The sequence below is a fragment of the Anaerosoma tenue genome (assembly GCF_023161965.1).
Taxonomy (GTDB): Bacteria; Actinomycetota; Coriobacteriia; order Anaerosomatales; family Anaerosomataceae; genus Anaerosoma; species Anaerosoma tenue.
In genome coordinates, this window is the sequence record NZ_JALNTY010000001.1 from 811,568 (window position 1) to 827,506 (window position 15,939).

11 protein-coding genes are annotated in these 15,939 nt (G+C 66.5%); 2 read left to right on the forward strand and 9 right to left on the reverse strand.

Translation table 11 applies throughout. From position 1 onward, the window contains the following. Window positions 1–5: 5 nt before the first annotated feature. Genes MSB02_RS04030 through MSB02_RS04055 form a run of 6 tightly spaced genes read right to left on the reverse strand, consistent with a single transcriptional unit; the run spans window position 6 to window position 8,165 of the window. The gene (locus tag MSB02_RS04030; protein WP_267193916.1) at window positions 6–1,088 is read right to left on the reverse strand and encodes an SMP-30/gluconolactonase/LRE family protein; all 1,083 of its coding nucleotides are present in this window, start codon (window positions 1,086–1,088) and stop codon (window positions 6–8) included. After that, window positions 1,085–1,768, reverse strand: a complete 684-nt coding sequence (locus MSB02_RS04035; protein ID WP_267193917.1) for a tetratricopeptide repeat protein — start codon at window positions 1,766–1,768, stop codon at window positions 1,085–1,087. The genes MSB02_RS04030 and MSB02_RS04035 overlap by 4 nt, the downstream gene beginning before the upstream one ends. Continuing rightward, the gene (locus MSB02_RS04040; protein ID WP_267193918.1) at window positions 1,765–4,182 is read right to left on the reverse strand and encodes an O-antigen ligase family protein; all 2,418 of its coding nucleotides are present in this window, start codon (window positions 4,180–4,182) and stop codon (window positions 1,765–1,767) included. Before MSB02_RS04040 ends, MSB02_RS04035 begins: the two co-directional genes overlap by 4 nt. An 8-nt stretch (window positions 4,183–4,190) precedes the next feature. Next, window positions 4,191–5,555: a sugar transferase gene (locus MSB02_RS04045; RefSeq protein WP_267193919.1), complete on the reverse strand. Its 1,365-nt coding sequence runs from the start codon at window positions 5,553–5,555 to the stop codon at window positions 4,191–4,193. Continuing rightward, complete coding sequence (locus MSB02_RS04050) at window positions 5,556–6,737, reverse strand: glycosyltransferase (RefSeq protein WP_267193920.1); 1,182 nt, start codon at window positions 6,735–6,737, stop codon at window positions 5,556–5,558. A gap of 24 nt (window positions 6,738–6,761) precedes the next feature. Beyond that, window positions 6,762–8,165, reverse strand: a complete 1,404-nt coding sequence (locus tag MSB02_RS04055) for a phosphoglucomutase/phosphomannomutase family protein (RefSeq protein ID WP_267193921.1) — start codon at window positions 8,163–8,165, stop codon at window positions 6,762–6,764. Between the two features lie 183 nt (window positions 8,166–8,348). Here MSB02_RS04055 and MSB02_RS04060 point away from each other — a divergent pair, with 183 nt between their 5' ends. Next, window positions 8,349–9,836, forward strand: coding sequence for a mannose-1-phosphate guanylyltransferase/mannose-6-phosphate isomerase (locus MSB02_RS04060; protein WP_267193922.1), 1,488 nt, complete (start codon window positions 8,349–8,351; stop codon window positions 9,834–9,836). A 15-nt stretch (window positions 9,837–9,851) separates the two neighbouring features. Here MSB02_RS04060 and MSB02_RS04065 read toward each other — a convergent pair whose 3' ends face one another. The 3 genes from MSB02_RS04065 to MSB02_RS04075 form a co-directional block, all read right to left on the reverse strand. Next, window positions 9,852–11,003 carry a glycosyltransferase family 4 protein gene (locus MSB02_RS04065; protein ID WP_267193923.1) on the reverse strand — a complete coding sequence of 384 codons (1,152 nt, stop codon included), beginning with the start codon at window positions 11,001–11,003 and terminating at the stop codon, window positions 9,852–9,854. A 177-nt stretch (window positions 11,004–11,180) separates the two neighbouring features. Then, a complete protein-coding gene (locus MSB02_RS04070; RefSeq protein WP_267193924.1) occupies window positions 11,181–12,212 on the reverse strand; it encodes a hypothetical protein in 1,032 nt (343 codons plus the stop codon). Further along, window positions 12,181–13,716, reverse strand: a complete 1,536-nt coding sequence (locus MSB02_RS04075) for an MBOAT family O-acyltransferase (RefSeq protein ID WP_267193925.1) — start codon at window positions 13,714–13,716, stop codon at window positions 12,181–12,183. Before MSB02_RS04075 ends, MSB02_RS04070 begins: the two co-directional genes overlap by 32 nt. A gap of 241 nt (window positions 13,717–13,957) precedes the next feature. Here MSB02_RS04075 and MSB02_RS04080 point away from each other — a divergent pair, with 241 nt between their 5' ends. After that, window positions 13,958–15,811 carry an ABC transporter ATP-binding protein gene (locus MSB02_RS04080; protein WP_267193926.1) on the forward strand — a complete coding sequence of 618 codons (1,854 nt, stop codon included), beginning with the start codon at window positions 13,958–13,960 and terminating at the stop codon, window positions 15,809–15,811. The last annotated feature ends 128 nt before the right edge of the window (window positions 15,812–15,939 follow it).

Sequence of the window (15,939 nt, forward strand, 5' to 3'; positions counted from 1 at the left end):
ACCGGTCAGTCGATCAGACGTACGAGTTGGATCCGCTCATTACCCTTATCGGCAACGACCAAGAATCCCCTGAAAGCAGCGGCGTCGTTCGCGAAGTTCCACTGGCCGGACTCCACACCGCGCTCCCCGTATCTGACCAGCACCTCTCCCTCGGCGGATATGCGTACGAGATCGAACCCGAACGCGTCCACCACCAGGAGCGATCCGTCCGCCATCACCTCGATGCCACGGGGCAGCTGCAGCTCGGCATCGCTTTCGGCACTCATGCCTTCAGGCGGCGAACCCACCTGCCACAGCACCGTTCCGTCCACGCTGAACGCGGTGACGCGCGCGTGATTGGTGTCCGACACGTACACCGTGCGCCCGTCCTCGCTCACCGCGATGCCGTTGGGGTGGTCGAGGTCTCCCGGACCCGCCCCGGGCTTGCCCCACTGGTCGAGCAGCTCGCCGTCGGTGGAGAAGACCAGCACCTGATAGGTGTCGGTGGCGTAGACGCGGCCGTCGCGCACTGCTACATCGGTGACCGCGATACCCCGGCCACCGAAGCCGGAGCCTCCCCGACCCACGATGATGTCGGGATCGGGGAACCGCCGGAGCGGCGTTCCGTCGGCGGCGTACACTTCGATCGAGTCGTTGTAGAAGCTCGCAACGTAGACGTTGCCGTCCTCATCCACGTCGATCCCCACCGGATAGTTGAGCTCGCCGGGATCATAGGTGGCGGGATTACCCGCCGAGGGCTTCGCGACCCCGAATCCGCCGAACTCGAACCGGAAGCGGCCTTGTTCGTCGAAGACGCAGACCCGGTTGTTCCCCGAGTCGGTCACGTAGATGCGATCATCCGCGCCGACCGCGACACCCATCGGCCCGGCGAACCGCGGCGTCTCCCCTTCGCCGGGGCCGTACGTCTCCCAGACGCCCTGCACACCGGCTACCGAGTCGCCGGACACACCCGGAAGAGCCTCGGGTCTGCCGAGATACCAGTACAGGTAGACGACCAGCCCGACCAGGACCAGCGTCAACAGCACGGCGAGCGCGGAGAACGCCTGCCGCGCCGTGAAGGCCCCCCTGCGGATCCCGGGCGTCGTCATCGGTCGTCCTCCAGCCTCTCGAGACCCTCGCGCGCCTCCACGTGGTCGGGCACGTACGTGACCGCGCCCCGGTAGTAGGCGATCGCGGGGTCCGTCAGGCCGAGCTGCTCGCAAGAGTATCCCGCGAGGTACTGGAGGTCGGCGAACTCGGGCCGCATCTCGATCACCGGCTCGAGCGCGGTGAGTGCCGACTTGTAGTGCCCCCGGCCGATGTAGTACTCGCCGAGCGCCTTGGCTGCGAGCACGTGGTCGGGCGTCACCTCGAGCACGTCCCACAGCACGACCTCGGCCTCATCGCCCCGGTCGAGCGCAAGGAGCGCCACGCCCTTGTTGTAGAGCGCCCCGGGGTTGCCCGCATCGAGTTCGAGGGCCCGATCGTACATCTCGAGCGCCCGGTCGTAGTCGCCGCCCTGCTGGTACGAGTAGCCCAGGCCGATGAGCGCATCGGGGTCAGAAGGATCCGCCTCGACCTCACGTTGCCAGTCCTCCAGCGCCATCTCGGCCACGCTGGCGGGCGGCTCATCGACGATGAGACCGCGGATCACGAAGCCGGCGAGAACGGCCACGGCGAGCAGCAGCGCGAGGACGAGCAGGGCCAGCCACGCCGGCACGAGGTCGGCGTCCGGGCCGGATGCGATCTCGTCCGCATGCACGAGATCCGGGTCGTCGCTCACGCTCACGGCGTCTCCGTTCCGCTGGTCATCGCGGCCTCATAGGCCTCGATCGCCTCGAGGCCCGAGCTCGCGGCCGCGTTGCCCGGCTCACGTTCCAGCACGTACTCGTACGCCGTGCGGGCGTCTTCCACGCGACCCGCAACCCGGTAGGCGTCGCCCAGCCGTGCGTAGGCGGCCAGGAACCGGGGGTCGAGGTCCGTGGCGAACTCGAGATGCTCGATGGCGAGCGCGTGGTCGCCCAGGGAGAGCGCCGCCGATGCCAGCTGGAACCGCACCGCCGGACCGTACTCCTCCACCTCGATGCCGGCACGGGCCACCTCTATCGCGTGCGTGAAATACGCCGGATCGAGGTATGTGCCGGCCTCATTGTAGAGGCTCGCATAGAAGACGTACGTGTCATACTCCTCCGGCTCGTACGCCATCATCTCCTCGTACGCCAGCGCCGCATTCTGCAGCGCCGTCAGAGCGGCTGCCCTGGCCTGTTCGTCGGGCGTGCCCGCGTCCACGGACTCGGAGTACACGCGCGCGGTAGCACGCATGACGTCCTGCCACGCAACGCCGAGCTCGAGCCGGTACATGTCGTTGTACGGGTTCAGCGAGATCGCTCGCTGGATCGTCTCCACCCGGTCGTACCCCTGCTCGACCATTCGGCCACGGAGGTACACGTTGTCGGCAACGATGAACCGGACGTTCAGGACGCTTCCCGCCACCACCAAGGCCACGATGGCCGATGTCAGAAGGACCGGCCTACGCGCGGGAGCGGCCTCGTGCTCCGTGGCTCCCGGGCTGAGCAGCAGTCCCATGGACAGCCAGAGGAAGATCGTCGACCCCGTCACCGAGAGACCGAAGAGCAGATGCACCACGTATCCGGCGATCGCGGCCCAGAAGCCGGCGAGCAGCATCCGCTTGGCGCCCTGACCCCGCCCGAACACCATCCGTGCCGAACGCGCGAGCACCCATACGATGAGCCCGTACATCAGCAGGACGCCGGGGATGCCGATGCCGGTGGCCAGCTGGAGCGGGTAGTTGTGCACGTTGTCGGCCACCGACAGATAACCGGCAGCCTTCACGTACTCCGCCGGCTTGAACATCGGGAAGAGCAGTCTGAACGTGTCGGCGCCCCACCCCAGCAGCGGCCGCTCGGCGATGGCCGCAAGGGCCGCCTCCCATATCTGGAACCGCGTGAGCGCGCTCCCTTGGTCGAACTGGAAGATGGAGACCACGCGCGTAAGGACGTTCCTCACGGCGTCTGGCCTGAGCGAACTGGCGATCGCGGCCACTCCGATCGTGGCCGCGCCTGCCCCGATGAACGCCTTGTCGATGGTGGAAAGACGCGTCTCGGTCCCCGAGCGTGACCGCAGATACGAGACCACCAGGAGGATGAGCGACACGGTGGCGCCGATCCACGCGCCACGCACATAGGATGTCACCCCCACGAACGCGTTGAAGAGCGTGAACACCCAGTAGATGGCACGCCACAGCCGGTGATCCTCGGACAGCGCGAGCCCGATCACGACGGCCCACGGGAAGATGAGGTAGCCGCCGAGAAGGTCGGGATTGCCGAAGGTGGAGAACGCGCGGTGGGTCTCGAAAGGCAGGGTCCCCCAGCGGACGGGGTCCAGTGCCACCACCGCGGCGCCCGATTGCACCGCCGCATCGAGGTTCTGCGCCAGACCGGCCGAGAAGAACACGCCCCCCACGGCGGCCAGCGCGGCGCCGATGAAGGCGGCCTGCCGGGCCTGGGGGTCGTCGTGCAGCTTCGTGAGAGCCAGCGTCACGAGGGCGACAGGCGCCCCGATCGTGAACAGCACGCTGACCGGCTGGAGCACGCGCGCCACGCCGATACCCACGGTACCCATCACCTGGATGGCGCCGTACAGGGCGACCACGAAGCCCGCGACCCCGAGCGAGCGCGCCAGCGAGCGGATACGGGATGCCCGGTCGCCGAGCTGCAATGCTAGGAAGAAGACGGAGGCATACGTGAGGAAGGAGATCAGCCCCTCGAACCGCCGGTACTTGCCGAAGATCGCCGTCGGCACATGCACGGAGAACGCGGTGGTGAGCACCAGCCAGGCGACGAACGCCAGCACCAGCCATCCCACGCGCGTGGTGCGGACCTTGCCGCCGCGGAGCACCAGCCCGATGATCCACGAGCCGAGCGCCAGGAGCACGAGTCCTCGCTGCACGAAGACCTTCAGGATGTCGAACTGGTCGTAGGTTATCGGCAGGCCGTTGCCGCTCAGTGGACCGAAGTTCGACATCGCGAGCGGCACCAGGACCACGAGCGCATGGAGGAATATCCACGCGATCCTGTCCCACACGTCCATCGTGCTCATGGGGGATACGTGCGTCGGCCGCTTCGCAGCCGCGCCGGACCTGGCCGGCTTCGCGCCTGCCGGTCGCTTCCGCTTCTTCGCCACTCGTTCTCCTATCGCGCACCGCGGCCGGTAAGGACCACGCGGATCGTCTCGGCCATGATCTGCACGTCCATCAGCAGCGTCTGATGATACAGGTAGATGAGGTCGAACTTCAGCTTGCGCTCGGGTGTGGTGGCGTAGCCGCCGCTCACCTGCGCGAGCCCGGTGACGCCGGGCTTCACGCGGAAGCGCTCGCGGTAGCCGGGGATCTCGCGCTCGAACCGCTCCACGAAGAAAGCGCGCTCGGGACGCGGCCCCACGAAGCTCATCTGGCCCACGAGGATGTTCACGAGCTGGGGCAGCTCGTCGATGCGGTACCGGCGGAGGAAACGGCCTACCGGCGTGATGCGCGGGTCGTCCTCGGTTGCGAGCACCGGACCCGACGCCGCCTCGGCATCGCGCACCATAGTGCGGAACTTGTGGACCTTGAACGGATGCATGTCCCGTCCCACGCGCTCCTGCGAGAAGAAGACCGGCCCGCCCATCGTGAGCAGGACCGCCAGCCCGGCGATCAGCAGCACCGGGCTGAGCAGCACGAGCAACAGCGCCGAGAGGGCCACATCGCCAAGCCGCTTCACCAGCCGGTACCAGCCCGGCACCGAGGAGTGTGTGAGCGCCATCAGCGGGATGTCGGCGATCGTGCTATCCACCGTGCCGATGAGGATCTCATAGAGGTCGGGGATGACCTCAACGCGAACGTCGCTCTCGTTGCCGATCGCCATGTCCTCGATCAGCTCTCGCAGAGCTACGGGACTTGCCACTATCACGCGGGTCACGCGCTCGGCGGCGACGAGCGCGGGCACGTCGGCCACGGTCCCGAGAACGGGCACGTCGCAGTCCGAGTCCTCGGCCTCGATATCGTCGCGGCGGACGAGGCCCACCACGTGGTAGCCCCATCCCCGGCGCTCATCGATCTCACGCGCGAGGTCGCATGCGAGCGGCGTGGTGCCCACCACGAGCACCCGCTGTTCCGGCCACTGGATAGACGTGGTCCGGAGCACGGCGAGCCGCCACAGCGTCAGGAGCGCGGCATCCAGCGCCCACGCGATCACGATGGCCAGACGTGAGAAGCTGAAGAAGCGCGGTCCGGCGAAGAACGCCACCGCCGCCACCAGCACGGTGCCGAGCGTGACCGCCTGAACCGCACCCCGCACGATCCCCCAGGCGCCTTCGATCCGCTCGGGCTCGTAGAGCCCGTAGATGTACGCGGACGCGAGGTAGAGCAGCGTGATGAGCGGCCACAGCCCCAGGTACGCACCGAAGTTGAACCGGGGGAGCTCCCCGCCGAAGCGGAGCACGAAGGCCGTCACGATGCCCGCGTTCACCAGGATCGCGTCGAGCACCACCGAAAGCGCTATGAACCGGCCGCGGGACACCTAGACACCACCCCGGGCCTCATCGTAGACGGCGCGCGTGTCGGCGACCATACGCGCGATGGTGAAGTCGCGCGCCGCCCGCTCCGCCGCCTGTGCTCCGAGGCGAACGCGGAGCGCATCGTCGGAGACGATCTCGTGAAGCGCCTCGGCCAACGCGCGTGCGTCGCCGGGCGGGACGGTAAGGCCGGTGACGCCGTGCTGGTTGACGAACGGCACTCCTGTGGTGAGACGCGTGGAGACCACCGGCGTGCCCGCAGCATGCGCCTCGAGCTGCACAAGCCCGAACGCCTCGGATCGGGCGACGCTCGGCAGACAGAAGACATCGGCTGCGTGGTACCAGGCCGCGAGCTCATCGTCACCCACCGGGTCGGTGAACCGCACGCGATCCTCGATGCCGAGCGACGACACCAGCTCGTCAAGCTCGGCGCGGAGCGGCCCGCTCCCGATCATCACGAGGTCGGCGTCGACCTCGGCCATGGCGCGCACAAGCACGTCGGCGCCCTTGTAGTAGATGAGACGGCCCACGAAAAGCACGACCGGCCGTTCACCGCGTGACGGTGTGCCCTCCGTGCGGAGCTCGGCGGCGCGGGTGGTGCGCTCGGGGGTGGCGGCGAACCGCTCCACGTGGATGCCGAAGGGCACCACGCGGCACTTGGACGCGACGGGCGCGAGGTACTCGCTGTGCTCGACCATGTCGGGCGATGACGCGATCACCAGATCCACGCGGTCGAGCACCCGCCGCAATAGCGGCGCATAGGCGCTGCCGAGCACCTTCTGGCGCACGATGTCGCTGTGATAGGTGAGCACGGTGGGGACGTCGCTCCGGGGACGCCAGCCCGAGAGGGCGCCGCGGCCGCCACGGGCGGCGAGCCACGACACCTCGCCCCACGGATACGGGAAGTGCAGGTGGAAGACGTCGGGACGATCGGGGCGCGCAGCCTCCTCGGCGATGGCGCGCTTCATGCCGGGGGCCACCGGCGTGGACGCATAGGCGAAGAGCCGGGGCAGACGCGTGACCGCCACGCCGTCGAGCGTCTCGAAGACCCCCTCGGGGCCTTCGTTGGCGACGATGACGTGAACGCCGTGACCGGCCTCGGAGAGCGCAACCGCGAGATCGCGCATGTGGTATTCGATCCCACCCAGATGTGGCGGGTAGTACTTGTTGAGCATCGTGATGCGCATGCGCGCCGGATCCTCCGTCTTCCGCTACGCGTCGTTGGCGAGCAGGCGCCCCGCGGCCAGCAGCTCGTCCACGAGCTTGAAGTCGGCGGCCTCGGCGTACACGCGTACGAGCGGCTCGGTCCCCGAAGCGCGCAGCAACAGCCAGGCGTCGTCGGGCAACAGGAACTTCACGCCGTCGGTGCGAATCACCTCGAGCACCTCCATGCCGGCCAGTGTCGTAGGCGCGAGCGTGGGCATGGCCTCCACGAACCGGGACATCGCTGCGGGCTCCAGGCGCATGTCGAACCGGCCGTACTCCATGGCGCCCACGGTCTCGAGCAGGTCGTCAACGAGCGCGCCGAGGCCCTTCTCGTGACGCGCCATCATCTCCACGAGCAGGAGCGCCATGAGCAGGCCGTCACGCTCCCGCACGTGCGACGGGATGCCGATGCCGCCGCTCTCCTCCCCGCCGATGAGCACGTCGCCCTTGAGCATCTCCTCATAGATCCACTTGAAGCCCACGGGCGTGGTGGTGACCTCGCTGCCGAGGTGACGGGCGATACGGTCCACGAGCACGCTGGTGGAGAGCGTCTTGACGATGCGGCCGCTCATGCCGCGACCCTCCACGAGGTGCCGGGCGACCAGCGCGATGATGCGATGCGGATTGACGAACGTCCCGTTGCGATCCGCCGCGCCGATGCGGTCGGCGTCGCCATCGGTGATGAACGCGGCGTCGAGCCCGTGCTCGCGCACGTACTCCTGCGCCTCGACGATGTGCGGCGGGATCGGCTCGGGGTGCAGACCGCCGAAGCCGGGGTTGCGCTCGCCGTGCAGCTCGGTCACCTCCACACCGAGTCCGCGCAGGGTCTCGGCGAGGTAGGTCTGGCCCGCGCCGTACAGCGGATCCACCACCACGCGGAGCCCGGCCTCGGCGATTACCTCGGCGTCGACCATGGCGCGGAGCGCATCAAGGTACGGGCCCATCAGGTCCACGGTCTCAACGAGATCGTCGGCATCCGCCGGGGCCGCTGGCGGCTCGGCGGCGAGGGCGGCCTCAACGCGGTCGCTGAAGGACTTGGGGCTCGCTCCCCCGTCGGCCATCCGCAGCTTGAAGCCGAGGTACGGAGCGGGATTGTGGCTCGCGGTGAGCATCACACCGCCGATGGCCGCCTCGTCGTGCGCCACCGCCCAGCAGAGCGCCGGCGTGGGCAGGTAGCGGTCCGAGAGCCCCACACGCAGGCCATGCGACGCCAGGACCTCGGCGGCCGCCCGAGCGAAGCTCTCGGCCTCGAACCGGGTGTCGTAGCCCACCAGAACGAGCCCGCCAGGATTCTCGGCGGCATACACGCGCCCGGCCGCATCGGCGACCCTGCGCAGGTTGTCGTAGGTGAAACCGGCACCGATCACGGCGCGCCAGCCGTCGGTGCCGAAGCGGATGTCGCTGGTCATGGTCCCCTCCTCGTGTCGGGTGGCCTCCACAGCATACCCGCACATTGTCGCCTATCGTGCGCCGGATGCCCAATCGCGACGCAGCGGCCCGCACCGCCGGCGGCTGCGCGCACGCGGCGCGGTATACTTCACTCCTGTTCCATACACGTACCGGTTCCACGCACATCGGCACGCGGAGGCCCCATGACCGAGCGCACACGCATCCCGCACCTGCACGCCCTGATCCTCGCCGGCGGGAGCGGTACCCGGTTCTGGCCGCTCTCGCGCGAGCTCTCCCCCAAGCAGTTCGTGGACATCTTCGGCGGCGTGAGCCTCATCACCCAGGCGGTCACCCGCGTCTCCCCGCTCGTGGCCGAGGACGGCATCCACGTGCTCACCAACGAGCGTCTGCTCGACGAGCTCCGCAACCACCTCAAGTCGCAGCCGTCACTTGGCGACATGAGCGTGGAGTACCTCGCCGAGCCCACGCCCCGCAACACGGCGCCCGCGATAGCGCTCGCCGCCGCGTATCTCGCAGGCATCGATCCCGACGCGGTGATGGTGGTACTGCCGTCGGACCACGTGCTGGAGAACGGCGAGCGGTGGGAACGCATCATGCGTGTGGCGGCAGGTCTCGCCGCGCAGGACTTCCTCGTGACGATCGGCCTGGAGCCCACGCGGCCCGAGACCGGTTACGGCTACATCCGCATGGGCGAGCGGATCGCCACGCCTGCCGAGAACGGCACGACAGGCCATCGCGTTGCCGCATTCGTCGAGAAGCCCGACCGCGCCACCGCCGAGTCGTATCTGGCCGAGGGCGGCTACCTCTGGAACTCGGGCATGCTCGTGGCCCGCGCCGCGACCGTGCTCGTGCAACTCGAGAGCGCCGGGAAGCGCGCGTCCACTCCCGACAGCGCGCCGGCCGCCGCTATCGCCGCAGCCGCACGCGACGTGGCGGCGATGCCACCTGCCGAATGGACCTCGGTGGCGGTGCGCGAGGCCTTCGAAGCGCTGCCGTCGGTGCCGTTCGACAAGGCCGTGCTCGAGGTCAGTGACGCCGTGGCCGTGGTGCCCGCCGACCTCGCGTGGTCGGACGTGGGCTCGCTGGTGGCGCTGGAGGACGTCGCCCCCGCAGACGAGCGGGGCAACGTGCTCGCGGGCAACGTTGTGGACGTTGATTCGCACGACACGATCGTGTACTCGGCGGATCGGCTTGTGGCTACGATCGGGCTGAGCGGCCTCATGGTGGTGGACACCGCTGACGCCACGCTCGTGGCGCCCAAGGACCGCGCGCAAGACGTGCGGCTGGTGGTGGAGGAGCTGCGTGGCCGTGGCGCGCGCGAGATCGTGGAGAATCGCTCGTCGCTCCGCCCGTGGGGGTCGTGGACGATGCTCTCCAAGGGCGCCGGCTTCCAGGTGAAGACGATCGAGGTGATGCCCGGCCAGCGGTTGTCGCTCCAGAGCCACCGGCACCGCAGCGAGCACTGGGTCGTGGTGGAGGGAGTTGCGCTGGTGGAGGTCGATGGCGAGACGTTCCGCGTGACAGCGAACGAGTCCAAATACGTGCCGTGCGGCTCGGTGCACCGGCTCACCAACGACGGCGACTCGGTGCTGCGCGTGGTGGAGGTGGCGGTGGGCGACTACCTCGGCGAGGACGACATCACCCGCTACGAGGACGACTGGGCTCGATAGGAGCCGCTCTCTGCGTCACGCACGACCGGCAACGTCGCGATAGACCGCAACGAGCTCGTCGGCCATCCGCTCCAGCCCGAAACGCTCGCGTACGATCCGTTGCCCCGCCTCCCCCATGCGGGCACGCATGGCAGGATCTTCGAGCAGCCGGACGATAGCGTCGGCGAGTCCAGCAGGGTCGCGAGGTGGGACGAGGAGGCCGCTCACGCCGTCTTCGACGACTTCGGGCAGACCGCCGGTGTTCGTGGCCACAACGGGCTTGCCCAGCGCAGACGCCTCGGCGGCAACGAGGCCGAACGCCTCGGACAGCGACGGCACCACGACGACATCGAGCGCGTTCAGGAAGCCGGGTGCGCACGACACATCGCCGATGAGCGTGACGTCGGCTTCCGCCGCGAGATGCTCCAAGCGCGAGCGCTCGGAGCCATCGCCCGCGACTACCAGAGCAGCCTCCGGCACGAACTCATGCACGCGGGCCGCCGCAGCGATGAAGGATCCGGTGCCTTTGACCGGCTCGAGGCGGCCCAGCATCCCCACCAGCGGATGGCCCTCCGGAAGACCTGCAGGAGGTTGCTCGCGCGCACTGGCGATGAGCGCATCGACATCGACAGCCGGGTATATTGTGCGGATCCGCTCGGTCGGTACGCCGGCCTCCACGAGCCCGCGCTTCACCGCATCGGAGACCGCTATGAAGCGGTCCGTGCGCCCCCGGGCCACACGCCCGGCCACCGCACGCGCCCAGGCGCCGAGCACGCGACCGTCGCTACGCGCCGCATCGGGCAGTACCTGCACGGTGTTCACCACAGCAGCCGTGCAGGGAGCGATCATCCGCACGAGCAGGTTGGTGAGCATACCGCTCCCCTGCACGATGTCCGGGCGAGCGTCTCGGACGAGCCGTCGGAGCGCGGGAAGCCGCGTGAGCACGCCCGGCGGCAACAGGTCATAGTACACCACCGACGAGCCCGCCGCGGCAGCGCGCCTTCCCACCTCCGCGTCGGGCAGGCACACCAGAGTGGTCTCGGCCCCCGCGGCCCGGGCCGCCTCGATCATCCGCAGCAGCACCACCTCGCCGCCACCGACAGTGGGTCCGCCGAAGACGTTCAGATAGAGGATGCGCACACCCTCGAGGAGGGATGCATCTGTGCCGGTTGCATGCGGGTGGGCCACAGGCGCGCTCCTATGGTATGCGCTCCATGCCGCGCAGAGCGGCTGCAACGCGATGGACGGCCGACATCCACAGTCTACCGCTCGCGTCCTGACGCAACGAGAGGCCGCATGGCATGGTCCCGGTGCCCGCAGAGGCCGGCAACGGCATGCACCGAAGCGATGCAAGGGATGCCAGGATCACCGCTCCGTGGACACGTATCGTGAGAGGGCATTCTTCCATGGGAGCGACACTTCGCCAGACTCGATCGAGCGTGAGCCGAGCATGGTCTCGATCTGGACAGCCAACCATCTCGAGTGCTTCTCAGCGCCCCGCGTGTTCAGGTGCGTCCCATCATAGAAGTCCGTGGCGTAATCGAGTCCGAAGTCATCAGTGAAGTCCTCGGCGTTCAGGATTCGCACTGAAGGGTAATCCTCGGCTAGATCAGCGCTGAATCCTTCCATCCATTCATCATGCAGGTGTGGACGGGAGCTCGGACTGACGAACAGCAGAACCTCAGCCTCTGCCGCGTGGGCCCGCTCGATGATTCGTGAGACGTACTCGTAGTTCTCCTCGTACAGCGTGTCGTCGTATGGCTTACGGGTGCTCGAGACCACCTGCGCCTCCACCCTGTCCGTGCTACGGAAGCCAAGGTACAAGTTGTCTCGCGTCCGGGTCCACTTCGCCGGATCGAAATCGGAACGTCGCAGCTCTGACCAACGCGAATGGAACTTCTCCAGGGGAATCAGATACCTTGTCCACTCGGTACTCGGAAGCGCTTCAACCACAAGCCGCAGCTTCGCCTCACCGAGCGGCATCATCGTGAGACTGCTGTTCTTCTGGATCTCGGTGAACTCGTGATTCTGACGGCTCAGCATGCGGAGCTCCAGAACCACGAGATCAGGCGATTGGGTCGTGAGCGCCTCCTCGAGATGCCAGTAGGTGAACAAGAGGGTTTGCGCAGAGCCAGACAGATCGTACGAGCGAATACCGGTCTCCTCCCAGATGATCACCGGATTGATGTTGGAGTGCACCGGCGAGGCGCCCAGGAAGAGCACCTCGACCGACCCCGCCGGAAGGCTTTCGTACTGCGCCCAGACCAGGTCACGGTCGTAGCGTGGGGTCATGATGAACTGCAGCGCCGCCATCAACAGCGTCAAGAGCGCAAGGAACAGGACCGGCCTTGCGAATCGACGGATCTTAGAACCGGAAGTAGACGAAGTCTGCCGCATTGTAGGTGCCTCCATAGTGGCCGAACACCACTACCACGAGAATCAGGCCATAGTAGACGAGCCAGCGGAACAGCAGGTGCTGACGGTTGAAGTGTAAGAGCAGGTCGTAGCGGAGCGACAGCCAGTCGGTGATCCACACCACACCGATCGATGCGAGCGCCACCAACAAGTCAGCGTAGCCGAGTCCCTGCTTGAGCAACGTGCCGTCAGTGAAGATCCAGACGGTGGGGATGAACATTCGCGGCACTATATACGCCGCGTCAGCGAGCGAGTCGGCCCGAAAGAAGACCCACGCGAAAGTGATCAATCCGAAGGTCAGGACCGTTTGAGTGACTCGATGAGCGAATGTCGATCGGTCCACTCTCATGAAGTCGAGCACTCGCTGACGCACCGGCGCCAACAACTCCCCGGTGATCATATAGAGCCCGTTCAGCGCGCCCCAGATGATAAAAGTCAGGCCTGCTCCGTGCCAGATCCCGGAAACCAGGAACACGGCCATGACGTTGATGTAGCGCCGACGTACTCCCCTGCGGCTCCCGCCCAACGGGATGTAGATGTAGTCGCGCAACCAGTCCATCAAGGAGATGTGCCACCGGCGCCAGAAGTCGCGGACATCACGAGCAAAGTACGGTGCCCGGAAGTTCAGGGGGAGATCCACCCCGAACAGCCGGGCCGAGCCGCGGACGATGTCGGTGTAACCCGAGAAGTCGCAGTAGAGCTGGATAGCGAAGAACACCGCGGCCACTGAGAACAGCAAACCATCGACGACGCCAGAATGGTCGTAGGGATTGTCGAAGACCGTGTTGACGAACACTGCGATACGGTCAGCGACCATGAGTTTCTTGAAGAAGCCCCGGCCGATGAGAAGCAGACCCGACTGCATCTTGGAGGCGTCGAATCGGTGCTTCTCCTTGAGCTGCTGAAGAAGCACATGCGCCCTGGTGATGGGACCCGCAGTGACCACCGGGAAGAACATGACGGCCAGCGCGTAGTAGAACGGATTGCGCTCGGGGGTCACAACGCCGCGATATACATCCACCAAGTAGGCGATCGTCTGGAAGGTCCAGAAGGAGATGCCGATCGGCAGCGCAAGTTGCAGCACAGGCAGACTGACCGGGGCAGGCAGGATCTGGAGGAAGCCATTGCCAAGCTCGGACAGGAAGCCCAGGTACTTGAAGACGATCAAGGCCCCGACCACGGGAATGATCCCCACAGTGAGCAAGATCCTGTCTCGTGCTCCCGGCGGCGCGTCGGCACGCGCTGAACCACGCGCGCCGATCACCCGGCCGATCACATAGGTGTACGCCGTCACCGCGATGAGGACCCAGAACCATCGTGGCGAAAGCGCCAGATAGAACAACGCGCTGAGACTCAGCAGCCATGCCGTCCGGGTCCTCACCCCGGGAAGAGCGAAGTACACGACGACCGCGAGTGCGAGGAAGGCCAGGTACGCGATACTGGCAAACTGCATCAAGCCCGTAAACCCCTCGAAGAACTGCAGCACGCATCGCCTCCATCTTGCGGGTTCCTGGCATCACCAGCATGGACACTCGAGACCTGTCAGCAGAGATGAGGCGGTCATTGCGCTGGCATGCACCCGAGCGCCTCGCCGCGCTAGATTCTCACTCCCGATACCCGAGCGCAACTCGTGGAAGCCCGGGCACCGCCGCGGGCCAGCGAGAACGACGCCGTCCTCTCACGTATACTGTGAGAGCATTTCATGCCCCCACCATTAGGATCAGCCAGTGCCCAGCAGGATCATCCACTCGATCAACGAGTACCTCCGCATCAACGCCATCCGGCGGATGCTCCGCATAGTCGATGTCACCCGCATCGAGGTCACAGGACTCGTGATCTTCGCCGTGCTCTTCGCAATCTTCGAAGGCATCGGCATCTCGCTGCTGCTTCCCATCCTCCAGTTCGCCGAGAGCGGCGGCGCATCGGCTTTCCAGGGATCAGGTTTCATATGGGAGGCACTCGACCGATTCATGGTCGTCCTGGGGCTACCGGTGACACTCCCCGTCTTGCTCGCCCTGGCCTTCCTGCCGATCCTTATGCGCCAGGTGGTCTTCTACTTCAAGACATGGTACTCGGCCGTGGTCTCCAGCCGCATCGGCATCCGGATGCGGATGCAGACGCTCGACACTGTACTCGACGCCGACCCGGAGTTCTTTGGACGCCACTCTGTGGGCAAGCTCGTCAACGTGCTGATCACCCAGACCAATGCGGCCGGAACGGCGATCCTCAACGTGATCGGACTGCTATCGGTGGGGCTTCTGATGGCGCTCTACATGGCGATCCTCCTCGCAATCTCGGCCCCCTTGACGCTCGTGACACTAGTGTTCGCGCTTGTGGTGTCTCGCCTGATCAAGACGATCATCCGTCATATCCGCGAATTCGCCGTCGAATCCGCAGCGATCAGCCAGGAGATGATGGGCAAGATCGTGGAGCGCATGGGCCTCATGCCCCTGATCAAGCTCCGCGATATGAAACGTCATGAGTCGGAGAACATCCGCGAGTACTCCGAGGAGATGCGCCAGCTCGGCATCAAGAAGTCCCGCCTAGGAGCGCGCATCGAGGTCACGACCGACCCGCTTCTCATGCTCTCGGTCTTCATCACGCTCTACATCGGCATCAGCGTGCTGGGGATGACACTCGCCGAGCTTGGCCTCGTCGTGTTCGTGCTGAGCCGCCTGAACGCCAAGATCAAGGAGTTCAACAACGGCCGGCAGGAGATCTCCAAGAACATCGCTGGCCTGCTGCTCGTGCAGCAGACGGCCGAGGAGGCCGAGCGCTCCAACCGCATCATGAGCGGACCCGTGCCCTTCGAAGGGCTGCGGCAGGAGCTGGCGCTCGCCGATGTGTCGTTCGACTACCCCGACTCATACAACGCAGAGGGCAAGATGCTTTCGGCCGGCAAGCAGGTGTTGCGCGGCATCTCGCTCGAGATCCCCGCCGGCTCCTTCACCGCGCTCGTGGGACGCTCTGGGGCCGGCAAGTCGACTCTCGTGGAACTGCTGCCGCGGCTGCGGGACGCCACGAGCGGCACCATCACGTACGACGGCACCGACATCCGCGACTTCAATGTCGGCTCGCTCCGCAAGGGGATCGGCTACCTCACGCAGCAGGCCATGCTGTTCAATGACACGGTGCGGGCGAACCTGGTCTACGGTCTCGACACCGAGCCGACCGAAGAGCAGGTCCGCGACGCACTCGAAAGGGCCTACGCAACCTTCGTCTACGACTTGCCCAACGGCCTCGACACACACCTGGGCGACCAGGGCGTGCGCTTCTCGGGCGGCGAGCGCCAACGGATAGGCCTGGCGCGCGTCCTGCTTGCCGACAGCAGCGTCCTCATCCTCGATGAGCCCACAAGCGCACTGGACTCGGAGTCTGAGGCGTACATCCAGAAGGCGCTGTCAGAACTGCACGGAACCAAGACCGTCATCGTGATCGCCCATCGACTAGCCACCGTGATCAAGGCCGACCAGTTGCTGCTCATCGACGACGGGCGCATCGTGGAACGCGGCACTCACGAGGAGCTCGTCGCCATGGGCGAGACCTATCAGAAGCTGTTCGAGACGCAGCTGCTCGCGTAGGGACCGGGACTACCTGGCGCTCTCCTCTGCCACCCGCTCCAGGGGCTCCGAATAGCGCGCAGCCGAATCTGAGCGATCGAACTCGGACACGACATGCTGACCGGGTACCGGCAGATTCCCTTTCTGCC